Below are 21,892 nucleotides of genomic sequence, written 5' to 3'. Positions count from 1 at the left end.
TTGCTAGCTACCTATACCAATCGTTTATTTTCCAGTTACTACCAGAAAGAAAAAGATGACAACTGGTCGTTTTACTCTTCCCAGTGAAGAAAATTTTGCAGCAGAAACCGCGCGTATCGGCGAACTGTGGGGCGCTGACGCCATCCGTAACGCCGATGGTACTCACCTTGACGAGGACGTGCTGAAGCTCGGGAAAAAAGTCTATTCGGCATATTTCCCCACCCGTGGACATAACGAGTTCATCAGTAAACATATGGAGCAGACCCCGCAGATTTACCTGCTATCTCAGCGGGTACTAGCGGAAGCTGATTCAGTGTCTATTCCCTATATGCAACGTTTCTATAGCGAACAGTTGCAGGCTAACCAGGACGCAGATCCCAAGAAATACTGGGAAGTTATTGACCGTACCACTGGTGAGGTTGTTGATCCTGGCAACTGGGATGTTGATTTCACCTTGCAGGTAGTGAAGATTTCTGGCGCCCAGCCGATGCACGAATACACAGTGACTTTCCTGGCTTATATCATTTGGGATCCGGTGGAAATGTATAACCACCTGACTAATGATTGGGGGGACAAGGAACACGAGATTCCTTTCGATATTCGTAACCCCGAAACCCACCAGTTCGTAATGGACACTTTCCGTAAGTGGCTAAAGGATAATCCCCAAACCGATGTGGTACGGTTTACCACTTTCTTTTACCAGTTCACCCTGGTTTTTGATGAGAAACATCGGGAAAAAATTGTGGACTGGTTTGGCTATGCGGCAACCGTGTCACCGGAAGCTCTGGCCGAGTTTGAAAAAGCCAAGGGATACCCGATTCGCCCTGAAGATTTCGTAAATGACGGAACCTATAATTCGACTTTCTGCATCCCCAGTAAGGCGCAGCTAGATTGGATTGATTTCGTCTCTGATTTCGTCCATGAAAACGTGAAAACCATGGTCAAGGATACTCATGATGCCGGTAAAGAGGCCATGATGTTCTTGGGGGATCAGTGGCTAGGCACCGAGCCATATCGTGATGGTTTTGAAAAGCTTGGTTTAGACGCAGTGGTCGGTTCGATTGGGGATGGCACTACCACCCGCATGATTTCTGATATTCCCGGGGTTAAATACACCGAGGGTCGCTTCCTCCCCTATTTCTTCCCCGATACTTTCTACGAGGGTAATGACCCCAGTATTGAAGCCTTGGATAACTGGCGGAAGGCACGCCGCGCGATTTTGCGTAGCCCGATTGCTCGCATGGGTTATGGCGGTTACTTGAGCTTGGCCGCCAAATTCCCGAAGTTTGTGGACACGGTAACCGATATTGCTAACGAGTTCCGCGATATTCACGAGCAAACCGACAGTGAACCTGCTCAAGGGATTTTGAATGTGGCGATTGTGAATGCCTGGGGCAAGATGCGTTCTTGGCAAGCATTTACGGTGGCACACGCCCTCCCGAATAAATACAACCATTCCTATTACGGCATTCTGGAAGCACTATCCGGGATGCGGGTTAATGTGCGTTTTATCAGTTTCGAAGACGTGTTGAGTGATGGGATTGCCAGCGATATTGACGTGCTAATTAACGCCGGCCCTTACAATACTGCGTTTACTGGCGGGGACGTGTGGAATGATGGTCGCCTGGTTTCCATTATTCGCTCCTGGGTACGCCAGGGGGGCGCTTTTGTGGGGGTTGGTCAGCCCGCTTCTAGTGACCATCCCGGCCGCTTCTTCCAGTTAGCGGATGTGCTCGGCATTGACGAGGAACGCTACCATACTCTTTCGGTCGATAAGTATTTCCCCGAGGTCGTTCCTGAGCATTTCGTGACCGCTGATTTGGATAAGGGGACGGCGATTGATTTTGGCGAACCGGTTCATAATACTTTCCCAATCAGTGAAGACACCACTTTGATTTGCGCTGAGGACGGGCAGGTGCAATTGGCAGCCAACGAGTACGGCAAGGGTCGCGGGGTTTATATTTCCGGGCTTCCCTATTCGGCTGCTAATGCTCGTTTGTTGGAGCGGATTTTGTTCTTCGCTTCTCATAACGAGGAAAAATATGCCGCCTGGAGTTCTTCTAATCCTCATTGTGAGGTGGCAGAGTTCGTTAAGGCCGGCAAGTACTGCGTCATCAACAACACTGAGGATCCGCAATCTACGGTAGTTTATTTGCCTGGAGGTCGCGAGGAAAGCTTCGAACTTCCTGGTAGTGGTATTGCGTGGAGGAACATCTAAGTAGCCCGATTTAACGGGTTCGCATAAGCATTTCGGGTGGGTGGCATGAACAATGCCACCCACCCGATTTTTATTTCTCGCACATTTTCTAATTTCATTTTTAGGGAGAAGAAAAATTGTGCAGCAATTTTTATCCAGGCTTTTCTTATATTATTTTCGTAAAGTTCTAATAGTTAATGTAGGTCTGCCAATGAAGGCAACCTGGTAACGAAAAGGCTACTGATAAATGAAACTAGAAAACCGGGTATTTGCGCATCGCGGGTTAAATACTCTAGCTCCCGAAAACACCATGTCAGCGTTCAAAAAAGTAGTTGAACATGGGCTTAACTGGATTGAAACCGATGTTGATATTTTAGGTGACGGCACTGCCATTATTTGCCATGACACTACTTTAGATCGCACCACCAACAAAACTGGTGGTTATTATGAATTAACTGCCAAAGATTTACCCAGCATTGATGCCGGTAGTTGGTTTAGTCCCGAATTCGCGGGGGAGCCTTTACCAACGCTCCATCAACTGGTGGATTTTATGAACGAAACCGGACTGAACGCCAATATCGAAATAAAGTCGAATGAAGCCGGCGCCACCATGACCCGCCAGCTCATAAAGGCCGTAATCAGTGAGCTACAACGTCTAGACGGACCAGAAGTTATTGTTTCTTGCTTCAACCATGTACTGCTATCCGAATTCCACGCCCTCGCCCCTCAGATTCCCCTGGGATGTCTCTATGAAACTTGCGCCCTCTACGATGATTGGCGCTCAGTTCTAGAACTGGTGGGGGCTAGCTATATCCACCCCGAGGACACCGGTTTAACCCGCGAAAAAGTGCGGGCATTTAGAGATGCTGGTTTTGGGGTAAACGTGTGGACAGTGAACTCTCCTGCCCGGGCTAATGAACTATTCAATTGGGGCGTAACCGGGGTATTCACCGATACTGCCCACCTGATTCCTCCCCGTAATTAATTCAATCAATCGACTATTTACCCTCAAACTCGGTTATCCACCACGAGTTTCAAGCAACCAATAAATATATCAACCAAATCAATATGATTTTCCCTTAAATGAAAGGAAAAATATGTCTACTACCGAGACAAAAACTTCGCGCTGGCCGCATTTTTTGAGTCGCGGAAAAATAGGTTCCTACCTGACAGTAGTTATGTCAGGTCAGATCCCCTATTCCTCCTTCGAGGCTTTTAAGGGCGCTTTACTGTTGCCCCTATGCGCAATGCTTGGCATTACCGAAGGTCAATTCGGAACCCTGATGGGTTGGATTGGGATTGCCATGTTCTTATACGTGCCGGGCGGTTGGATAAACAACCGTTTCCAAATCAAGCATATTTTGATTGCCTGGTGCGGATGGCGATTAGCCACCTACATGATTTTGTTCCTGGTACCCAACCTGTCTTTCAAAGTAATGATTGCTATTGCTATTTCCTGGGCGGTATGGGATGCCATCGGCTGGCCCGCCGTAGTGAACGGGGTTTCTTTCGTAACCTCTGACGAAAATAGCAAAGGACGCGGCCTGGCAATGGGACTTTTGGAAACCATTCGCCGCGGATCAGAAATGCTGATGAATCTACTGGTAGTAGGGCTAATTGCCTGGCGTCCAGATAATAAAGAAACCATCATGTGGATTTTTGCTATGGCGTACGCACTATTGCTAATCCCCATGATTATTGCCCTACTGAAGATGGTTCCTTCCAACGCTATTGCTCACGAGGAATCCCACTCAGACAACCTCGCCGCCCTAATAGGTCTCGGTAAAGTGCTAATGCGTCCCCGGGTCTGGCTAGCTGGACTGGCCGCCATGTGTGTTTACTGGGCATACGTTCACCTGATTTATGCTTCCGCTCCCTATATGACTATCGTTTTCAAAGCCTCGGATGGGGTTTCGGGTGCCTTTGGTATCTTCAACACCGGTCTAGTCGGGGTATTCGCCGGCTTGGTTTCGGGAGTAGTAGCTGATTACATTTTCAAATCATCTACCGTCATGATGGGAGTTTCCCTGACAGTTACCGCTATCGGTGCTGGTCTAGTCTATGTTTTGCCGGTAAATGAATCTGCTATGTGGATTTCAATGATTCTGCTCATGGTGATGGCAATCGGGGTTTTCATGGGTAAAGCCGTTATTTTAGCCCCAGTCGCCGAGCTGCATTTACCAGCAGCTATTAACGGATCCGCAATGGCCGTTGGCTCTTTCCTGGCTTATGCCCCGGTGTTCTGGGCAAATCCCTGGGCAGGCAAGATTGTTGAACAAGCCAATAAAGCCAGCTCGATGGAAGCGGCAGCTCCCCTATTTGGAAAACTATTCCTGATAACCATTTTGGTGTCAGCTTTGGGAGCCGCCTGTGCGTTCACCCTGGCTTTCTTCAATAAAAAAGCTGATAACAAGGTACCAGAAACGGCAAAGCTGGAAACCGAATAAATAGACTCACTAATCGGTTATTGAATCTATAGCTTAAATAAATGGTGTTTGGGGGTTTCGGATACTAATCCGAAACCCCCAAACTTTTAGAAACCTACCTGGACTGGTTCTTCGACCAGTTCAACCTCAAATTTTTCCCGCACCCCGCGTTTAATCGTTGCTGCCAGCTGCGCAATATCGGTGCTAGAAGCCGACCCGCGATTAGTTAGCGCCAGGACGTGTTTATTAGATAGTGACGCCCTCACCGGCTGGTCACTCCCATTGGTAGCATCCAGGGTGAAACCTTTAGAAAAACCAGCGTGCGAAATCAGCCAGGCCGCAGAAGTTTTCACCACTCCCTCAAGTTTCGGAGCCACTCCGGTCACGGAGTTACGCAGCTGTAAATCATAAACCGGAAAACGGGGAGCCGCGGCGGGAAGCTTCAGCGCGTCCTCGTTAGAGATAATCGGATTAGTAAAGAAAGAACCGCAAGAGTAAGTATCGGGGTCGGCAGGGTCAAGTACCATTCCTTTGGAGTGGCGCAGCTCTAAAACTGCCTCACGTACTTCCCGCATATCGGCACGCTCCCCCAGTTTTACCCCCAATTTATCGGCCAGCTGTTGATATTCAATCGGGGCAGACAAAGAGGCATGAGCTAGTTGAAAATCGGCAGAAAGCACCACGTAACGCCCGGTATTAGTCCAAGTCCGTCCTCCTCCTGCCTGCTCATCGTGAAGGGAGCGTTTAATAATCGAGGTGCGGTAGCCGAGACGTAAATCCCCGACCGGCAAAATCCGGATTGCATCCCGGATACGATCAAAAACCCGCACCGTAGACAAGGTTTCGGCCACTTCATGACCATAGGCACCAATATTTTGCACCGGAGCTGCCCCCACCGTTCCCGGTATCCCCGAAAGCGCCTCTAAACCCATCTGGTCATTATCAATGCACCCACACACGAATTCGTCCCAGGACTGACCAGCCGGGGCACTAACCATTGCGCCCCCACAAGCAGTATCTTCGGTAACCTTAATGCCGCTGCGCCGATCTTGGATAACCACCAAATCATTTAACTCATCGGCACAAAGCAGATTAGAACCGCCCCCTAGCACCAGCAGGGGACGGCGTTCTTTATCGGCTGCGCGAATTGCCGCCACGAAATCATCTTCGGTATCCACCGGGATAAAATCGGCGGGCACTCCCCCAACTTTAATAGTGGTCATATCCTTCAAAGCTGGGATTTTCGCGCAATCGCCACTACCAGGGGCTACTTCATTGCTTCGATACCAAGCCGGAACTGGCTGGGTGGGTTGATGGTCGGCGTGGGGAGGGATCCACTCGCAAGCGTCAGTGAAATCGGTTTTTACCATGGCTCTATTCTAGGACTTTGCCAGCGCCCAAACCTTTTCCGCTATCGCTTTATCGCAAACCAAATCGGTAGCCACCCCCGCGTTAAGCGCTCCTAGCAGGGACTGTGCCTTGTTCTTCCCCGCAACCACGCAAAAACGCCGAGGAATACGACGCAGCTGATCGGGGCTAGGGCCAGTGGCGCGCCGATTTAAGGAAATATCACTCCAGGATCCGTCCGGTCTGATAAGTACCGTACAAACATCCCCCACTACTTTATCCAGCGCCAATTTGTTTAACTCGCTGCGTGAGAGGTAACCGGCGGCATAAACGTGGGAAGGAATTTCCGCCCGTAATGCCCCTACGCTAAACACTGCTAAAGTACATTTTTCCTGCCAGTTAAGGACGCGCCGTACCGATCCTTCCCGCCAAAGCGCCTCTTTAGTAGCGGGATCATCAAAGAAAGCGGGAACCGGGAACTGTACGATATTAGCCTTCCACTGATAAGCCATGCGCGCTAGGATCCCGCCTACATGCGCGATACCGGAAGTTTCGGTGGAAGCCGCGCCATTTAGCTGTACCAAGGTGACGTTATCGACGTCCTTTTGAGTTATGTGACCGGCCATCTCGGTAGTGGTGTTCCCCCAAGCAATCCCTACTACTTCACCGTCATTGACCATCTGCCCTAACATTTGAGCAGCGGTTTTCGTAACGTTTTCGAGGACGCGGTTTTGGGTAGTGTCGGGAGGCATTTCCACTATGTGTACATTTATCCCAAATCGGTCCTGCAATTGTCGCTCTAAGCGGGTGTGCGGCGTATTTGAGGTTTGCACCGAAATGGTGACGATTCCGCGCTTGCGGGCATAGGACAACAGGCGGGACACCGTAGAGCGGGACACACCCATGCGACGGCGGATGGCCTCCATCGTTTGTCCCTGTACGTAATAAGCCAGCGCAGCAGCGCGTGCCAATTCATCTCTATTGACATTCTCTTCGGTAAACTGATCCTCGGTTGGTTTTACTTCCTTTGACAAAAATCTCACCTCGAGGCTTATGTGCGCACGTTTGTTCTACTATGTTGAACATTAGTGTCCGAAAGCAAAAAATGGAAGTAGACCATTGGTAAAAAGTGAGAGGGATCGCAGGAGATTTCTCACTTTTAACCATGACCTAACAAAACTGAATAAAGAATAATCCCATAACCTAGCGCAAAGGAGCGCGTATGTTTGCGACATTGAATGATCTCCTGGTACCGATGGCAGCAGCCACCCCAGGTAGTGGTGAGATCTTCGCATCAGAATTCTTTGGCACCGCCATTCTTTTGATGTTCGGTGTTGGCACCTGCTGTACCAATAACCTTTTGAAATCGAAAGGTAACGGCGGCGGCTGGTTAATGATCAACTTTGGGTGGGGTTTGGCAGTGTACATGGGTGTGTACGCTGCCTATAAGACCGGTGGTCACCTCAACCCCGCAGTTACCATTATGAAAGCTGTTTGGCACGGACTGGACAGCAAGGTAACTCTTAATGGACCCAGCGTTGCCGAGGGCGGAATTCCGGTCACCGGCATGAACGTTTGTATCTACATTGTGGCGCAGCTTCTGGGAGCAATGGTGGGTGCGCTAATCGCCTACTTGGCTTACAAGAAGCATTTCGATCTGCAGATGGATGATCCTCGCCCCAAGTTGTGGTGCTTCTCTACTGCGCCCGAGGTACGTTCCTACGGATGGAACACCCTAACCGAGGTTATCGGCACCTTCGGTCTACTCGCCTTCGTCATGGTTTCTGGCGGCACCCCGACTCAGGTAGGCCCCTTGGCGGTGGCTCTCTGTATCGTAGTCATCGGTATTGGTTTGGGTGGCCCCACCGGGTACGCCATCAACCAGGTACGTGACCTGGGGCCGCGTATCATGTTTAGCTTGCTCCCGATGAAGGGCGGAAAGCCGAACGCTGACTGGGGTTACTCTTGGGTTCCGATTGTTGGACCCACGATTGGTGCCATCATCACTCCGCTGATCGTAGTCGGCGTGGGTATGGCTGCCTAGGAAGTTTAGGAAGACTGTTTAAAGACAAATAGAAAAACCCTAAAGGAAGAAAAGAGATATGACCGAAAAAAAATATGTAATGGCCATTGACCAGGGGACAACCTCCTCGCGCGCGATCCTGTTCGATCACGGCGGACAGATAGTGTCGGTAGGACAAAAAGAACACGAACAGATTTTCCCGAAGGCCGGTTGGGTTGAGCACAACCCGATTGAGATTTGGGACAACATTCGCTCCTGCGTAGCTGATGCGTTACAAAAAGCCCAGGTAAACCGGCATGAGGTCGCCGCAGTAGGAATTACCAACCAGCGGGAAACTGTAGTGGTTTGGGACAAGAATACTGGGGAACCGGTATACAACGCGATCGTTTGGCAAGATACCCGCACCTCGCAGATTATTCGAGAACTCGCCGGCGAGGAGGGAATGTCAAAGTACCGGGATATTTGCGGGCTTGACCTATCTACCTATTATTCAGGTCCAGAAATCAAGTGGATTTTGGATAATGTCGAGGGCGCACGCGAGAAGGCAGAAGCCGGAGACCTGCTGTTCGGTAACACCGACTGCTGGGTACTGTGGAATATGACTGGCGGCGTGAACGGCGGGGTACACAAGACCGATGTCACCAACGCTTCCCGTACCATGCTGATGGATATTCGCACCCTCCAGTGGCGCGAAGATATCTGCAAAGACTTTGGTATCCCCATGTCGATGCTGCCGGAGATTTGCTCCTCTTCCGAGGTCTACGGTTATGGCCGTAAGAACGGCTTGCTGATTGACACCCCGATTTCGGGTATTTTGGGTGACCAGCAGGCTGCTACTTTCGGTCAGGCCTGTTTTGAGAAAGGCATGGCAAAGAACACCTACGGTACCGGCTGCTTCGTGCTGATGAATACTGGTGAAGAACCGGTATTTTCTGAAAATGGTTTGCTAACTACCGTGGCTTACAAGATTGGTGATAACAAGCCGGTTTACGCCTTGGAGGGTTCGATTGCGGTTGCTGGCTCGCTGGTACAGTGGCTACGCGACAACCTGGGAATGATCAAGAGCTCGGACGAGATCGAGAAGCTGGCCAGCACGGTTGATGATAACGGTGGCGTTTACTTTGTGCCTGCATTCTCTGGTTTGTTCGCCCCCTATTGGAAGGACGATGCCCGGGGTGCGATTGTGGGTCTAACCCGCTACAACAACAAGGGACACATTGCGCGCGCTGTACAGGAAGCTACTCCTTATCAGACCCGTGAAGTATTTGACGCTATGGTGGCAGACTCGGGCGTGGAGCTCAAGGAGCTGCGGGTAGATGGTGGCATGACCAAGGACGAAATGGTTATGCAGTTCCAGGCCGACCAGCTGGGTGTGCCGCTAGTTCGTCCGCAGGTACTAGAAACTACTGCCTTGGGCGCAGCATATGCTGCCGGTATCGCCGTAGGATTCTGGGACGGTGAACAGGACGTGATTGACAACTGGGCAGAAGGCAAACGCTGGGAGCCGGGTAAAGATCGCGAAGAGTACGACCGCAACTATCGCTTGTGGAAGAAAGCGGTAACTCGCACCTTCGAGTGGGTAGATACCGACGTAGAGAACGCCTAATTGTTAAGGCGTTTTAGTCACGTAAGAAAATACTGGTTGCGTGGCATATCGGGGTAATACCTGCAATAACTAAATAGTGAAACCTCTAATGCGGGTTCGGAAAACTATAGGTTTTCCGAACCCGCATTTTCAATGTTCTGTTACCAGGATTTCTAAGTAGCTATCGGCAGCAAACGATCGCAGTTTTAGGGTTATTAACGATAGGGTTTCCCGTCTTTAACGCACTTTGGCACGAATCATTGCCCCAGTTGGTAGCGGCAATGGACACGGGAAGGAAAACTCGTGTGCGGGATGATTGATTTCTGGTACTTCATGCCCAAATTCATCCCGTAAATCATGGTCAGGGATTTGGTACTCGATTGGCCCCGCACCAGGAATTAAAAACTCGATAGGCATTAAGGGGGTTATTTTATTTTTCGCTAATATATAGACCCGTCCTTCATCTAAGCGGTGTTCGCGAACGCTACCTAACCAACGCCAGGTATTTATATATCCCCCTTTGGTAATGGATTCACTGGTCGGGTTTTCGGGATAATAAAAACCGGTTGAGTATTCCCGATGGGTAACTTTATAGGGCTCTTGACCAATCCAATCAGGCAGAACTATCTTGTCCCCTGGCTCTTCGCTGGGAATAAGGGGTTTAAGTTCTTGCCCTTGCGCATTTTCGAAACCGCGTTGAACCATATATTCATTAACCGCGCATTTATAGGCGTTCGCCATGGCGGCCACATAGTAGGCGCTTTTAGCACGTCCTTCTATTTTTAGGCTGGTAACCCCGGCATCTATCACGTCTGCTACGTGTTCAACCATGTTCATATCTTGGGAGTTGAACAGGAATGTACCTTGATCGGTTACTTCAACCGGAATAAAGTTCCCGGATTTTTTCTCTTCCACCACGTGATATTTATAGCGACATGCTTGCACGCAATCCCCGTGGTTAGCGTCCCGCCCGGTGGTGTGTTGCGAAATCAGACAGCGCCCAGAAAACGCCATACACATTGAGCCGTGCACAAATGCTTCAATCTCAAGTTCGGGAGAAACGTGAGCACGCAGCATCCGGATTGCCGCTAAATCAAGTTCGCGTGCCAGGACTACCCGGCTAGCCCCCAGGGCTGCTAAGGCTTCAGCTGCCTGATAGTTGGTTACTCCTGCCTGAGTGGAGATATGAATATCCGTATCGGGAGCGACCCGGCGCGCTGCCATTAAAACCCCGATATCGGTTACTATGAGGGCGTCTACCCCAATCTCACCTAGCTGTCCCATATATTCGTTCATGGCCACAACTTCATCACTGTCCGGCAAGATATTGCAGGTTACATAAACCCGAGACCCTCGCTGGTGAGCATAGGTAGTCGCGTCCTCGAAATCTTCGAGACTGAAATTGCGGGGAGCCGCCCGCATCCCGAAAGCTTTCCCGCCGCAATAAACCGCGTCTGCCCCGAAATCGATAGCAGTTTTTAGGGTTTCTAGATTACCGGCTGGTGCCAGTACTTCTGGGTTTAAGCGACGTAGGATCGAAGGAGAGTATTCGGGATTATCATTGTGCACCAGATAAGGATACGAAAGATTGTACAACAATAGCTAGATTCAGCCTTTCCCCTAAGTCTATCTATATTAATTCGACAGATTGCCCCTAAGTAGCAGCGAGGATAAATGAAACTGCAAGCAGTTCCCCCAGCGCGCTATGCAATAGCCTTAGCCTGCTTTCTAAAGACCGGCAGCACCACCAGTAACGCTAACGTAGCCCAAAAACTTGGACAAGGGAAGAGTTGAGTCCCCAGGGCAAATAAAGGTGGGAGGCTCGTAAATCGAGCCTCCCACCTTTATTTAGATGAGCATCTAGCAGATGCTATAAGGAACTAATCTGTTTATCCCTTCACCGCACCAGCTGCCAGACCAGACTGCCAGTACTTTTGCAGTACCAGGAACAGCACAATCAGCGGAATAATACCGAACAGCGATGCCATCATCATTTGTCCATAGGGCGGCGAGAAGTAGGAAGCCATACCGTATAGACCCAAGGTGATCGGTTTGAGCTCTTCGGAGGAAATCATCAGCTGTGGAAGCACGAAGTTGTTCCAAGTAGCTACGAAGATAAACAAGAAAATCGTCACCATAGCGGGTGCTAATAGACGCAAAACCATCCCGAAGAAGATCCGGAATTCTCCTGCCCCATCAATCCGGGCTGCTTCCAGCAGCTCGGTTGGTACCGAGGTTTGGGCATATACGCGCCCTAGGAATACCCCGAATGGTGATACACAGCAGGGAACAATGATCGATGCCATCGTGTTATTTAGGCCCATATGCAAGAACATCACGTACATAGGAACGGTCAGAATGGAAACTGGCATCAACAGACCTGCCATGATGATCCCGGCGGTACCGTTCTTGAAGGGGAATTTGAACTTCGCCAGTGCGTAGCCCGCCATAACACTTACCAGGGTTCCGATGGTGGCGGCAACGGCTGAGTAGAACAGGGAGTTACCAATCCAGCGCCAAACCATGTTCTTGGTCCATCCTAAAAGCCCAACATAGTTAGCTTTGGTGCTTTCCCAAACAGACCCAGAATCGTCGTGCGGAGCGAACCAGAAACCGAAGGATCCGGAAATTTCGGCATTAGTTTTGGTAGAAGCGATAATCACCCAGTAAATCGGGAAAATGAAATAGATCAGGACAATTATCATCACCAAGATGGCGAGGATTTTCGACCACATTGCCGGTTTCAAGGAACGTGATTGTAAGCCCTTGATAGAGGGGCGATACTCGACCCCACCAGGGGTAACAGCGGTTTTCTTAGTCATTACTACCACCTAGTTTCCGATCGGCTAAGAAATAAGCAACTGCCAAAATACCGGCGATTAGCGCCATAACGATAGCGATTGCAGACGCTGGGCCGTCCCCTGAAGGCGACATATATCCTTTCGCGGTATTAAGCGCCATCATCATCGGTGTATAGGCAGAGCCCATCCACTTTTGACTGGTTTCCATCACCGCTGGCTCGTTGTACAGCTGAATCGTTCCCACAATAGACAGCAGGATTGCCAGCAGGGCAGCCCCTCGCACCATCGGGATTTTAATCTTGGTGACAATCTGGAAACTACTGGCACCATCAAGGCGAGCTGCCTCATACAAATCATGGGGGATAGCCTGCAAAGCTGCCAGGAAAATCAGCATATTGTAGCCGGTGAACGTCCAGGTAGTCATGTTGGCCATAGAAAGTAAAATCATTTTCTTGCCAAAGAAGTTAATAGTGAGGTCTCCGCCGAAAGCCTCTACCAGGGAGTTAAGCGGAGAAACTTCCGGGGTGTAAATACATAGCCAAATAATAGCGGCAACTACCCCCGGTACCGCATAGGGCAAGAACCAACCTAAACGGAAAACAGTTACGTGGCGAACGATCAGGGAATCAATGAGTAGCGCCAAAGCGAGAGCAGCGATAATCATCACTGGTACCTGCACTATGGTGTACAGGATAACTCGGCCGATTCCTGCCCAGAAGGCTCCGGAGAAAATAACGTATTGATAATTCTCGAGGCCGACGAAAACACTCTGAGATTCACCCCCACCGAATGCGCCGCCACCTTGTGTTTTAACTTGGAAAAAACTAGAAAATACCGATATGCAAATCGGCAGGATAAAAATAAACAGGAACAGAATCGTAAACGGAGCCATAAACGCCCAGCCCGTCAACGCTTCCTTTCTTGCTCGAGGCGTCTTTCGCTCCTTTGCGACCCCTGCCTCAGGTGGGAGCGTATCAGCATTATCTGCTGGTTCACGCTTTTTTACTTTAGTAGCACTCATGCTTAAATCCCCACGTATTTGTATTAAAGATTATTGGTATGCACCAGAAAGTGGATGCGTATATTTTATTTCATTCAACAGTTTGGGATATACGGTAATACGGTCTGAAATCCGTAAAAATAATCTACGAAATATCAGATATAGAAATGGAGGCACCTACCAACTTTGCGGGATGGTAGGTGCCTCCCTGATGTTACGTGGGTACATCCGGTATCCAAGAACATCAACTAAGCCTGAAACTTAGTTACTTAACTTCCAGATTCAGTTTCTTCAAGGCGTCCTTTAGCTGATCGCCCGAATTCTTGAACACGTCTGCAACCTTCATGGTGCCGTCTCCAGCAGCAGCGCCGCCTTCACCACTGAGGTAACCCTGAGGTACCGACCAGCTGGGCGGGAAGGTGAACGGTTTCATATTGGTGTTAGCAGTAGTGAACTCTTTAATTACGTCCTGGCCGCCATAGAACTTCGCGTAATCAGGAGCTTTAGGAGTTGCTTTCGCAGCTACAACCAGACCCTGGCTGGCTAGATCATCAACCTGCTCGTTAAACCAAGCGTTGAACTTCATGGCCTGTTCAGGATGCTCACAGGTCTTGGAAACTACTACACCGGAACCACCGTCGGGGCCGGATGCGCCACCAGGTAGCTGAGCAATAGCCCATTGACCGGACTGGTCAGGAGCGTCACCAGCGATCAGCGGAGCTTCCCAAGCGGCACCGATAGTACCGATGATTTCGCCCTTCTGAACAGCAGGAGCCCATTCGTCAGCCCAGCGACCAACTACTTTTGCAGACTTTTCGTCAAGTAGTTTCTGCCACAAAGCAGCAACGGACGCAGAGCCTTCATCGGTGGTATCAACTTTCCAGGCATCGCCTTCTACCCCGAACCACTGACCACCAGCGGCGGCAGTCATAGCGGAGAAGATCTGGGCACCCTCGTCACCTTCGTAGGCCACGATGTACTTGCCTTTTTCAGCGGCAGCTTTCGCGGTGGTGGTGAATTCTTCCCAAGTGGTGGGTACTTTCAGACCCAGCTTGTCGAATTCTGCTTTGTTGTAGAAGTAGACCAGCGGGCCGGTATCCTGCGGAAGTCCTAGGTACTTTCCGTCTACCGCCATCGAATCGAACGGACCGGGCAGGTACTTGTCTTTGTACTGGGTAGCATACTTGCTAACGTCCTGTACTAGACCCTTTACGTAAAGTTCGGCCAAGTCAGCGTAACCGGCCTGGTACAGACAAGGCGCATTCTTTGCGTCGGTGTCAGTCTGTACTTTCTTGATTAGCTCTTGAGCTTTACCATCAAATTTCTTCGGGGTTACCTTAATGTTCGGGTTTTCTTTATTCCATTTATCAACAATCGTCTGAACTTTTACTGCATCATCGGCATTGTCAAGACGGTGTAGGTATTCAATTTCTACCTTTTCGTTGCTGTCTGCAGAACCGGCTTTGTCATCAGCACCGCCACAGGCAGCTAGCCCCAATGATGCCATTGCGACTACGCCAGCGAGAGCAATACTCCGTTTTAGCTTACGCGACAAATCAAACCTCCTTGTTGAGCTGACCCGCTACATCGCGAGCCATTGAAAACTCATTAAGGATTATAGCAAAACTGATTTCTTGCTGAAATTTTCCCGAATTTGATATGAAAATGAGACATTTTCGTGTCTAAAATAATACCAAATTAAGTTGACATACGGAGACAGAACCTTCTGATTGTCTAAGGTCCTTAAAGACTAACCTCCACGTCCTGCAAAGCGTCTTTAATCGCACCTATATCTTTACGGGAGGACATATCCAGCACTCCAGAAGCGACTGGAACCACCTTAATCTGTGAACCGTTTTGAATTAGGTAACGCACTGCATCCGTCAGTTCGTATTCTCCGCGCACCGAGGGCTCAATATTTTCGCAAGCGGTGATAATGCTGTGGTCGAATAGCCAACAATTCATATTGACTGGGGCGTCAGGATGCGCCGCCATTTCCACGTCAGAGGGCTTTTCAATAATGTTCTGCAACACCCCACCCCCAACATCCATAATCGCATAAGATTTCACCCGTTCTGCCTCGATATTAGAGTTCGCGATTAACTCTGCCCGCGAAAACCCGGCTACCGCGAGGCCCGGGGCTTGCACCAATTGCTTTAATACCGGCAAGGGGTAGTAGTTATCAGAGTTTAAAACCAAGGAGCGATCTTTACCGATAAAACCGGCGGCAGCCGCGACCGCGTTCGCGGTTCCTAGCGGCTCTTTTTGAATCGCATAGCTGATGGTTACCCGATTCTTTTCTACGTTGTCATAGTAGTTACGGAACGCATCATGTTCTGGACCGATTACCAGGCAGACCTCTTTAATCCCAGCATCAGCAAAGGCGCTGATTACGTAATCTAAGAAAGGTCGCCCAACGTTAATTAATCCTTTGGTACCTGCCGAAGCGGCGGCGGCTTGTTCGCCAGAGAGATTAGTAGATTCGTCATTTGCGCGCATCCGGGTACCAAGTCCGCGAGCCAAAACAACTGCCTTAGCAACCGCCATAATAATCACCTTTGAGACCAGATTTAGAAAAACTACTACTCAATACTAACAAGCTAGGTAGCCTCACCACCTTGCGAACCCAGTAAACAAATACCCAATAGCAGTGGACAAAACCCGATCTTGAGGAACTATTAATAGCCAACACCCTTATTAACCTGGTTATTTCCCTTCCCAGCAGCATTGTTAAGGCGCAGCAGCTAGCGTAAAGTTGAAGTGTTTGAACTTTAACAGCGGCGTTGGGAGCAACCGAGATGACCACGATAAAAGGGCGAGTTTTTGATGGTTTCGGAAACCAGATTGGAAGCGGTCTAGTTCTAGATGGCAACCAGTTAGCTGAGGTCATTCCGGGAACTCCTGACGCAAATTGGCCGCTCATTGTTCCCGGTTTTGTCGATGTTCACTGCCATGGAGGCGGCGGGTTTTCTTTCCCCGACACCACTGATCCAGACGAGATAGCTACCGCGATTAAAGCTCACCGCAGTGGGGGCACAACCGCCCTATTTGCTTCCCTGGTTTCTCTGGCTGACCCCCTGCCCTATATCAAGGCTCTGGTTCCTTTCTGTGAAAAGGGCGAGCTTGCGGGCTTGCATTTAGAAGGTCCTTTCATCTCGAAAGCAAAATGTGGGGCGCAAAACCCAGAAGTTATCCGCCCAGCTGATTTAACGGAGCTTGAGTCCTGGCTTCAGGCTGGTCAGGGCTGGTTTAAGACCATGACTATCGCACCGGAAACCGATAATGCCCTCGAGGCGGCGAAACTGTTACTCAAATATGGAGCGGTTCCCTCCTGGGGTCACACTTCCTGTAACGAGGATCAAGCCCGCCTGGCTTTGGATTACACGGTTAAAACCGCCGGCGAATTTAAGTGGCAGGGATACGCGCAAACTGTTACTCACCTATTTAACGCCATGTCCCCGATTAATCACCGTTCTCCCGGTCCGATTATAGAGTTCTTGCGATCGGCGAAAGACAGAACAGCTGGCGTTGAGGTTATCGCTGATGGGCATCATTTGAAACCAGAACTGGTAGAAGATATGTTCGCTACTTTCCCCGACGCTTCCCTATTCTTTGTAACCGATGCGTTGGCGGCCGCCTGTATGCCTCCCGGTAAATACACTCTGGGAGGATTAAAGGTTGAAGTAAAGAACGGTGCCTGCTATCTGGATGGAACTAATACCCTCTCGGGTGGGGCTTCCTGTCTGCTCAATCAGTTCGCCCTCTTTGCTCGGCGCGGACAAATCCCCCTAGCGAAACTGATTCGTGCCTGCGTGGGCACCCCGGTACAGGCAGCCTCTATTCCCGAGGACGCTCCCGGGGTAACTACCCGCTTTACTGCTGGCTGCAAACCTAGCTTTATGCTCTTAGATTCTGATTATCAGATACAACGACTATTTAGGCAGGGTGAAGAAATCGAGCCAGCCACAATAGAGAGTTAAACGCGGTTGGCTAAACTGTTTTAAGCTTATTTCCCCTGTTCAAATCGGGAACCACCGGTTCGCGTACCTAACGCAAACCGGTGGCGGTCAGGTAGGCGAGGACGGCCCTCACCCGGCGGTTGGGTTCATCTGGGGTTAGACCCAACTTCATGAACACATTCGCAATATGTTTAGCCACCGATGCTCCGGATAGAAACAGTTTCGCCGCGATTTCCTCATTCGCTAAACCTTGCGCCATCAGCTCTAAAACTTCGCTTTCGCGAGGAGTAAGACTGGAAAGAGCAGAACCGCGTTCCCGCACCAACTTAACTGCTACTTCCGGATCCACCACTACCCCGCCATCGGCTACGGTCTGCAAAGCGTTCAAAAAATCTGCCACCCGCGAGACCCGCTCTTTAAGCAGGTAACCGGTACCACCCGCATGATTTCCCGGCAGTGAAAACTGTTCGGAACTAAAAAGCTGAGCCGCATAAGCCGGAGCCACATACTGGCTGAGAACCATGATTCCCAGGTCAGAATATTTTTCCCGAATTTGTACGGCAGCGCGCAAGCCATCGTCACTCATACCCGGAGGCATTCGCACATCGGTTATCAACACATCGGGAACCTGGTCGCCGCTATAGACCTGATCGACCGCTTTTATCAGGGAGGGCGCGTCCTCGGCTTGAGCGATTACTTGATTCCCTAGTCGCTCCAGTAGCCCCGCTAAGCCCTCCCGGATCAAAGTCGCGTCATCAGCCAAGATGATTTTCAAAGCCGTCCTCCTCAACGTTAGGAATTAAAATCGGAATTTCGGCACGCACCGTTGTTGGCCCGCCTACAGGCGAAACTATCCGCAAGTTTCCCCCGAAAGCCTCTAGGCGCGCCTGCAAACCTGCCAAGCCGTGTCCCGGAATGATTTTCGCACCCCCACCCCCATTATCCACTATGGAAATAACCAGGGAAGAACCTGCAACTATCAGCAAAGATGCTTTAGGATTTGCAACATGTTTGGCGATATTAGTTAAAGATTCGCACACCAAATAATAGGCGGCAGCAGCCGCTCCAGCGGGCAGAGACGCTAACTCTTCCGGGAGATGCATCTCAACTTGTACCGGAGAATCTGCGCACACGTCTCGCACTGCCTCCGCTAGTCCCTTGTCAGACAATACTTTCGGATGTACCCCCGCAACTGTGCGTCTAAGCGCCACTAAGGATCTATCGTTAGCGTCCTGTGCCTGCCGCAGCAAAGACAGCACCTCCTGTATTTTTGCGCTGAACTGCGGCAAGGAGACTGATTCCCGTTTCACCGAGCTTTCTAAAGTACCGGCTAGTTCCGTAGGAGGCGCGTCCTCACCCAAGACTGCTTCCCCAGATGTTTTTCCCAGCTGGTTTTGACTAGCATCGGTGTCCTCTAAAGCCGCCGCGTTCGCCAATTCTTGTTCCAGTAAGCTAAGAGAAAGCTCTGCCTCTCCCACTTTCATGGACGCTGCCACCAAGTATTGTTGCGCCCCATCATGCAGGTCGCGTTCAATCCGGCGGCGTTCAATCTCGAAAGCATCCACGATTTCCCGGCGAGAACGATGCAGTTGCCGGATTTCTTGCTCGTCCATCGGATTGCCTTGCGCAATCGAATAGATGATTCGCGGATAAATAGCCGCCCCTAGGCTAAATACCAGCCAAAGCCCGATGGTCGCGATTAAATCCGGCTGACCGTCCCCCAGCGATAGTGGCGCTAGCAGCCGTAGGAAATAGAACTGAAAGAACTGAGTTACCAGGCAGCCTAAAATTACTAACGCCCAGAAACTAATCGCATTAACAAACAGGCAAAACAGTAATATTGGGATGTCTCGGCTAGTTTTAGCTGGTGGGGGAAGCTTTCCCTCTCCGGTCAATAAAGAATCATTCCCCGGGATCGCCCAAAGATGCCAAATGTTCGCGTCCGGTTTACCGAGCATTGCTCCGGCGCGATAACGCACTGCGCAAGTGTAATTGGCGAGGGTGATGCGAGCTTTTTTAGGATGAATCAGCATGAACGCTAAATGCACTAGCAGCGCTAAGAGTTCTACTACAAAATAGGCTGGTCCTAGCAGCAGGGCCATGCGGGGAGCCACCCGTTTTTTATCGTTTATTCCCTGGAAAAAGGGATCTATTCGCTGCATATTTCTATCCTATTGGCAAGTGCTAGCATTCCGGCAGAGCGCGCTCACTATTATTTAGGTAGAGCTAGCACTACCTAAAAACTAGCTCTAAGGGGCTAACCGGAATGAATACAGCCCGCAACAATAGAGAATATGGATATATCTACCCGCGCATTGACTAAGGTTTATGGTTCACGCACCGTTTTAGCGGGGATTGATTTACAGATTCCCACTGCCAGCCAGATAGCATTTACCGGGCCATCCGGGGTAGGAAAAACTACGCTACTTTACCTGCTCAGCGGAATTATTGCGCCCTCTAGTGGTGAAATTTATTTGGGAAGTAGCCGACTTAAAGATTACTCCCGGAGAGATTTACAGGCACTACGCCGGCAAAAATTTGGGTTTGTTTTCCAATCAGAGCAGCTAGTAGACCAGTTGAGTGTACGGGAAAATGTAGCCTTACCACTGCTGTTAAAACGGATAGGACGCGCCGAGGCGATGTCTCGTGCCCAAAGAGAACTAGAAAAACTGGGTTTAGAAACCATTGCCAGTCAAATAAGTGGGAATCTATCGGCAGCGTTACGACAAAAAGTAGCTCTGGCGCGCGCCCTAGTTGGCAGACCAGAAGTTATTATCGCTGACCAGCCGACCGACCGCTTAGATGAGATAACCGCGCAAGAAACTATGCAGGTGCTATCTACTGCCGCTCATCAAATGGGAGCTACCCTGCTGGTAACTAGTCTTAATTCCCAGGACACCAGCTGGTGCGAACGCACGATTACTTTACGGGACGGATTGATAGTTTCTGATAGAGCCAAAACATCTTTGCCGGAGAATCCTGGGGAAAACTAAATGCGAACCCTACAACTTGTTTATAGCTGGTCGCGGCGGTTCCGCTATCCTAAAACCGCAGAGTTTTTGTCCCTTTTCTCAGCTTGTTTGACTGCTTATAGTATTTGTTTGCTGCTAGGAGGAATAAAAGCAGCTTTCCGTCTGGGAGTTTTTTGCCCATCGGGAGCAGATTCGCAATGTGCTGGCTCGGTACAAGACTTATTTTCCCTGCATGAATCGGATTTAGGGAACCAGATAGCAGACGTAGTCACCGTACTGTACGGATTAATGTTCGCCGCTGCGGTGATTCTGATTATTTTTCCCTTAACCATTTTGTGGTGGAACCGTTTAACCCTAGACGAACGCAGATTAGCTGAGTTATTAAATACTTTAGGAAAACTAGGGGCACCCTTTCACACCAGGTTGGCCGTATCTGCAGTATCGACGCTCGCATATGCGGGGCTGGGATGGCTAGGAGGAGTAGTACTTTACCGTGCATCTGCGCCGTTATTGGGAAAGCTGAAACTATTAGGAATTCCTCTAGGCGGATTGAACTTAATCCCGCCAATTAAGGCAGTAATAATAGTTTTCTTAGTATTAGCCATAGTTCCCCTGTTGAAAGCGCTGAGCTTAACCCGTAAATACACTGGCATTCCCCGCTACTCACGCTCCCGCAGTAGGGTCAGAGAACTGTCCGGGCCAACAATAGGATTAATAATTATCGGTGCCTGCCTGGTCTCGATTCCGGGGATAGCGTTTATTATCCCGCTAACTCCCCTGCTATTAGCAGTAGTGATATTCCTATTTTGTTTACTTTTCGCCTGGATTTTTGGAATATTTTTACCAGCAAATGCCCTCTCCTTAGCGGTTTGGCCACTCAGCCACACCCGCCACCTAAGTTTGCTTTTAGCAGTGCGAAATATCCGCTTCCACCCGCAAAGATACTGGGTATCAATCACCCCGGTACTATCCTTAGCGCTTAGCTACCTGCTAACTTTCATGTTCTTAACTATCTTTCCCTATCTTTGGAAAGGATCTAGCGAACCCATCCCCGCCAGTTCCAGCGAGAACGCCGGGGCTTGGCAGTCACTTTTAAGTGACGAGGGCGAGTTTCTTTCCCTGCTGCAAACCGATATTCGCAGCGGATGGCTTATTACCGCTGGTTTGGTAGCCGCCCTCACCTGTCTTTGCGTAGCCGTGAGCACCACTGCAGATAATGAGCAAAGCCGAACCCAAAAAGCCCTATTGCTCCAGTTAGGATGCCCGCCACGTACTATTCGCAGAGCAAAATGGTGGGAAATAATCTTGCCCTACATTTTCGGATTCAGCCAGCTAATCCTGGGGGTAATCCTATTTTTAACCTCACTGGTAGCTGGTGACGGTTTAGGGGTAAGCGAAGAGCTACAAACAACCCTAAAGATTACTGCCCCGATGGCAGCCATGTTAGCGGTAAGTGTATTAGTACAGATCGGGACGTTTATGGCACTTAACCGGAGCGGTAGGGTAGCTCAATCCCCTATGTCAGGTAGAGCTAGCTATAAGAAAAAATCATTGCCTAAGTGATGGTGAGCCCTGGTCAAAG

At 50.0% G+C, this 21,892-nt stretch carries 17 protein-coding genes; 8 read left to right on the top strand and 9 right to left on the bottom strand.

All coding sequences use genetic code 11. From position 1 onward, the window contains the following. Positions 1 to 55: 55 nt before the first annotated feature. The 3 genes from gnpA to ACZ5BI_RS00540 all read left to right on the top strand — a co-directional run bounded on the left by gnpA (position 56) and on the right by ACZ5BI_RS00540 (position 4,644). Complete coding sequence (gnpA, locus tag ACZ5BI_RS00550) at positions 56 to 2,218, top strand: 1,3-beta-galactosyl-N-acetylhexosamine phosphorylase (RefSeq protein WP_316086982.1); 2,163 nt, start codon at positions 56 to 58, stop codon at positions 2,216 to 2,218. Positions 2,219 to 2,444: 226 nt separating this feature from the next. Beyond that, positions 2,445 to 3,182 carry a glycerophosphoryl diester phosphodiesterase gene (locus ACZ5BI_RS00545; protein WP_316086981.1) on the top strand — a complete coding sequence of 246 codons (738 nt, stop codon included), beginning with the start codon at positions 2,445 to 2,447 and terminating at the stop codon, positions 3,180 to 3,182. A 112-nt stretch (positions 3,183 to 3,294) separates the two neighbouring features. Further along, complete coding sequence (locus ACZ5BI_RS00540; RefSeq protein ID WP_316098377.1) at positions 3,295 to 4,644, top strand: MFS transporter; 1,350 nt, start codon at positions 3,295 to 3,297, stop codon at positions 4,642 to 4,644. A gap of 86 nt (positions 4,645 to 4,730) precedes the next feature. Here the strand turns inward: ACZ5BI_RS00540 and ACZ5BI_RS00535 are convergent, their stop codons facing one another. Both ACZ5BI_RS00535 and ACZ5BI_RS00530 read right to left on the bottom strand, forming a co-directional pair. Then, a complete protein-coding gene (locus ACZ5BI_RS00535; RefSeq protein ID WP_316087545.1) occupies positions 4,731 to 5,993 on the bottom strand; it encodes a UDP-N-acetylmuramate dehydrogenase in 1,263 nt (420 codons plus the stop codon). Positions 5,994 to 6,002: 9 nt separating this feature from the next. Beyond that, entirely contained in the window at positions 6,003 to 7,004 is a 1,002-nt protein-coding gene (locus tag ACZ5BI_RS00530; protein ID WP_024060063.1) for a sugar-binding transcriptional regulator, read from the bottom strand. A 188-nt stretch (positions 7,005 to 7,192) separates the two neighbouring features. Here ACZ5BI_RS00530 and ACZ5BI_RS00525 point away from each other — a divergent pair, with 188 nt between their 5' ends. Both ACZ5BI_RS00525 and glpK read left to right on the top strand, forming a co-directional pair. After that, positions 7,193 to 8,014, top strand: a complete 822-nt coding sequence (locus ACZ5BI_RS00525) for an MIP/aquaporin family protein (protein ID WP_316098379.1) — start codon at positions 7,193 to 7,195, stop codon at positions 8,012 to 8,014. Between the two features lie 58 nt (positions 8,015 to 8,072). Then, a complete protein-coding gene (gene glpK / locus ACZ5BI_RS00520) occupies positions 8,073 to 9,599 on the top strand; it encodes a glycerol kinase GlpK (protein ID WP_316087384.1) in 1,527 nt (508 codons plus the stop codon). 216 nt (positions 9,600 to 9,815) lie between these two features. Here the strand turns inward: glpK and ACZ5BI_RS00515 are convergent, their stop codons facing one another. The 5 genes from ACZ5BI_RS00515 to ACZ5BI_RS00495 form a co-directional block, all read right to left on the bottom strand. Beyond that, the gene (locus tag ACZ5BI_RS00515) at positions 9,816 to 11,147 is read right to left on the bottom strand and encodes a peptidase U32 family protein (protein WP_464896379.1); all 1,332 of its coding nucleotides are present in this window, start codon (positions 11,145 to 11,147) and stop codon (positions 9,816 to 9,818) included. A 320-nt stretch (positions 11,148 to 11,467) separates the two neighbouring features. Beyond that, positions 11,468 to 12,400 carry a carbohydrate ABC transporter permease gene (locus ACZ5BI_RS00510; RefSeq protein ID WP_307737696.1) on the bottom strand — a complete coding sequence of 311 codons (933 nt, stop codon included), beginning with the start codon at positions 12,398 to 12,400 and terminating at the stop codon, positions 11,468 to 11,470. Next, positions 12,393 to 13,400 carry a carbohydrate ABC transporter permease gene (locus ACZ5BI_RS00505; protein WP_464896378.1) on the bottom strand — a complete coding sequence of 336 codons (1,008 nt, stop codon included), beginning with the start codon at positions 13,398 to 13,400 and terminating at the stop codon, positions 12,393 to 12,395. The genes ACZ5BI_RS00510 and ACZ5BI_RS00505 overlap by 8 nt, the downstream gene beginning before the upstream one ends. 244 nt (positions 13,401 to 13,644) lie before the next feature. Continuing rightward, positions 13,645 to 14,934, bottom strand: a complete 1,290-nt coding sequence (locus ACZ5BI_RS00500; protein ID WP_024060057.1) for an ABC transporter substrate-binding protein — start codon at positions 14,932 to 14,934, stop codon at positions 13,645 to 13,647. A 188-nt stretch (positions 14,935 to 15,122) separates the two neighbouring features. Continuing rightward, positions 15,123 to 15,926 carry a sugar phosphate nucleotidyltransferase gene (locus ACZ5BI_RS00495; RefSeq protein ID WP_464896377.1) on the bottom strand — a complete coding sequence of 268 codons (804 nt, stop codon included), beginning with the start codon at positions 15,924 to 15,926 and terminating at the stop codon, positions 15,123 to 15,125. Between the two features lie 251 nt (positions 15,927 to 16,177). Between ACZ5BI_RS00495 and ACZ5BI_RS00490 the strand changes: the two genes are divergently transcribed. Next, positions 16,178 to 17,359, top strand: coding sequence for an N-acetylglucosamine-6-phosphate deacetylase (locus ACZ5BI_RS00490; RefSeq protein WP_464896376.1), 1,182 nt, complete (start codon positions 16,178 to 16,180; stop codon positions 17,357 to 17,359). Between the two features lie 67 nt (positions 17,360 to 17,426). Here the strand turns inward: ACZ5BI_RS00490 and ACZ5BI_RS00485 are convergent, their stop codons facing one another. Continuing rightward, positions 17,427 to 18,113, bottom strand: coding sequence for a LuxR C-terminal-related transcriptional regulator (locus tag ACZ5BI_RS00485; RefSeq protein WP_464896375.1), 687 nt, complete (start codon positions 18,111 to 18,113; stop codon positions 17,427 to 17,429). After that, complete coding sequence (locus ACZ5BI_RS00480; RefSeq protein ID WP_464896374.1) at positions 18,094 to 19,500, bottom strand: sensor histidine kinase; 1,407 nt, start codon at positions 19,498 to 19,500, stop codon at positions 18,094 to 18,096. Before ACZ5BI_RS00480 ends, ACZ5BI_RS00485 begins: the two co-directional genes overlap by 20 nt. A 132-nt stretch (positions 19,501 to 19,632) precedes the next feature. Here ACZ5BI_RS00480 and ACZ5BI_RS00475 point away from each other — a divergent pair, with 132 nt between their 5' ends. Then, positions 19,633 to 20,331 (top strand): ABC transporter ATP-binding protein, encoded by a 699-nt coding sequence (locus ACZ5BI_RS00475; protein ID WP_024060052.1) that lies wholly within the window; start codon positions 19,633 to 19,635, stop codon positions 20,329 to 20,331. A gap of 87 nt (positions 20,332 to 20,418) precedes the next feature. Then, complete coding sequence (locus tag ACZ5BI_RS00470) at positions 20,419 to 21,873, top strand: hypothetical protein (RefSeq protein WP_464896373.1); 1,455 nt, start codon at positions 20,419 to 20,421, stop codon at positions 21,871 to 21,873. Positions 21,874 to 21,892: the final 19 nt, after the last annotated feature.

The organism is Varibaculum sp. GTC20041 (genome assembly GCF_055387755.1).
The sequence above is the reverse complement of the archived record's forward strand: the minus strand, read 5'-3'. Positions and strand labels throughout refer to the sequence as shown.

What these genes read in the sequence shown, in the direction of transcription:
- gnpA (WP_316086982.1), top strand. Translation starts at nt 56, where the DNA reads ATGACAACTGGTCGTTTTACTCTTCCCAGTGAAGAAAATTTTGCAGCA.
- ACZ5BI_RS00545 (WP_316086981.1), top strand. Translation starts at nt 2,445, where the DNA reads ATGAAACTAGAAAACCGGGTATTTGCGCATCGCGGGTTAAATACTCTA.
- ACZ5BI_RS00540 (WP_316098377.1), top strand. Translation starts at nt 3,295, where the DNA reads ATGTCTACTACCGAGACAAAAACTTCGCGCTGGCCGCATTTTTTGAGT.
- ACZ5BI_RS00535 (WP_316087545.1), bottom strand. Translation starts at nt 5,993, where the DNA reads ATGGTAAAAACCGATTTCACTGACGCTTGCGAGTGGATCCCTCCCCAC.
- ACZ5BI_RS00525 (WP_316098379.1), top strand. Translation starts at nt 7,193, where the DNA reads ATGTTTGCGACATTGAATGATCTCCTGGTACCGATGGCAGCAGCCACC.
- glpK (WP_316087384.1), top strand. Translation starts at nt 8,073, where the DNA reads ATGACCGAAAAAAAATATGTAATGGCCATTGACCAGGGGACAACCTCC.
- ACZ5BI_RS00510 (WP_307737696.1), bottom strand. Translation starts at nt 12,400, where the DNA reads ATGACTAAGAAAACCGCTGTTACCCCTGGTGGGGTCGAGTATCGCCCC.
- ACZ5BI_RS00505 (WP_464896378.1), bottom strand. Translation starts at nt 13,400, where the DNA reads ATGAGTGCTACTAAAGTAAAAAAGCGTGAACCAGCAGATAATGCTGAT.
- ACZ5BI_RS00495 (WP_464896377.1), bottom strand. Translation starts at nt 15,926, where the DNA reads ATGGCGGTTGCTAAGGCAGTTGTTTTGGCTCGCGGACTTGGTACCCGG.
- ACZ5BI_RS00490 (WP_464896376.1), top strand. Translation starts at nt 16,178, where the DNA reads ATGACCACGATAAAAGGGCGAGTTTTTGATGGTTTCGGAAACCAGATT.
- ACZ5BI_RS00480 (WP_464896374.1), bottom strand. Translation starts at nt 19,500, where the DNA reads ATGCAGCGAATAGATCCCTTTTTCCAGGGAATAAACGATAAAAAACGG.
- ACZ5BI_RS00475 (WP_024060052.1), top strand. Translation starts at nt 19,633, where the DNA reads ATGGATATATCTACCCGCGCATTGACTAAGGTTTATGGTTCACGCACC.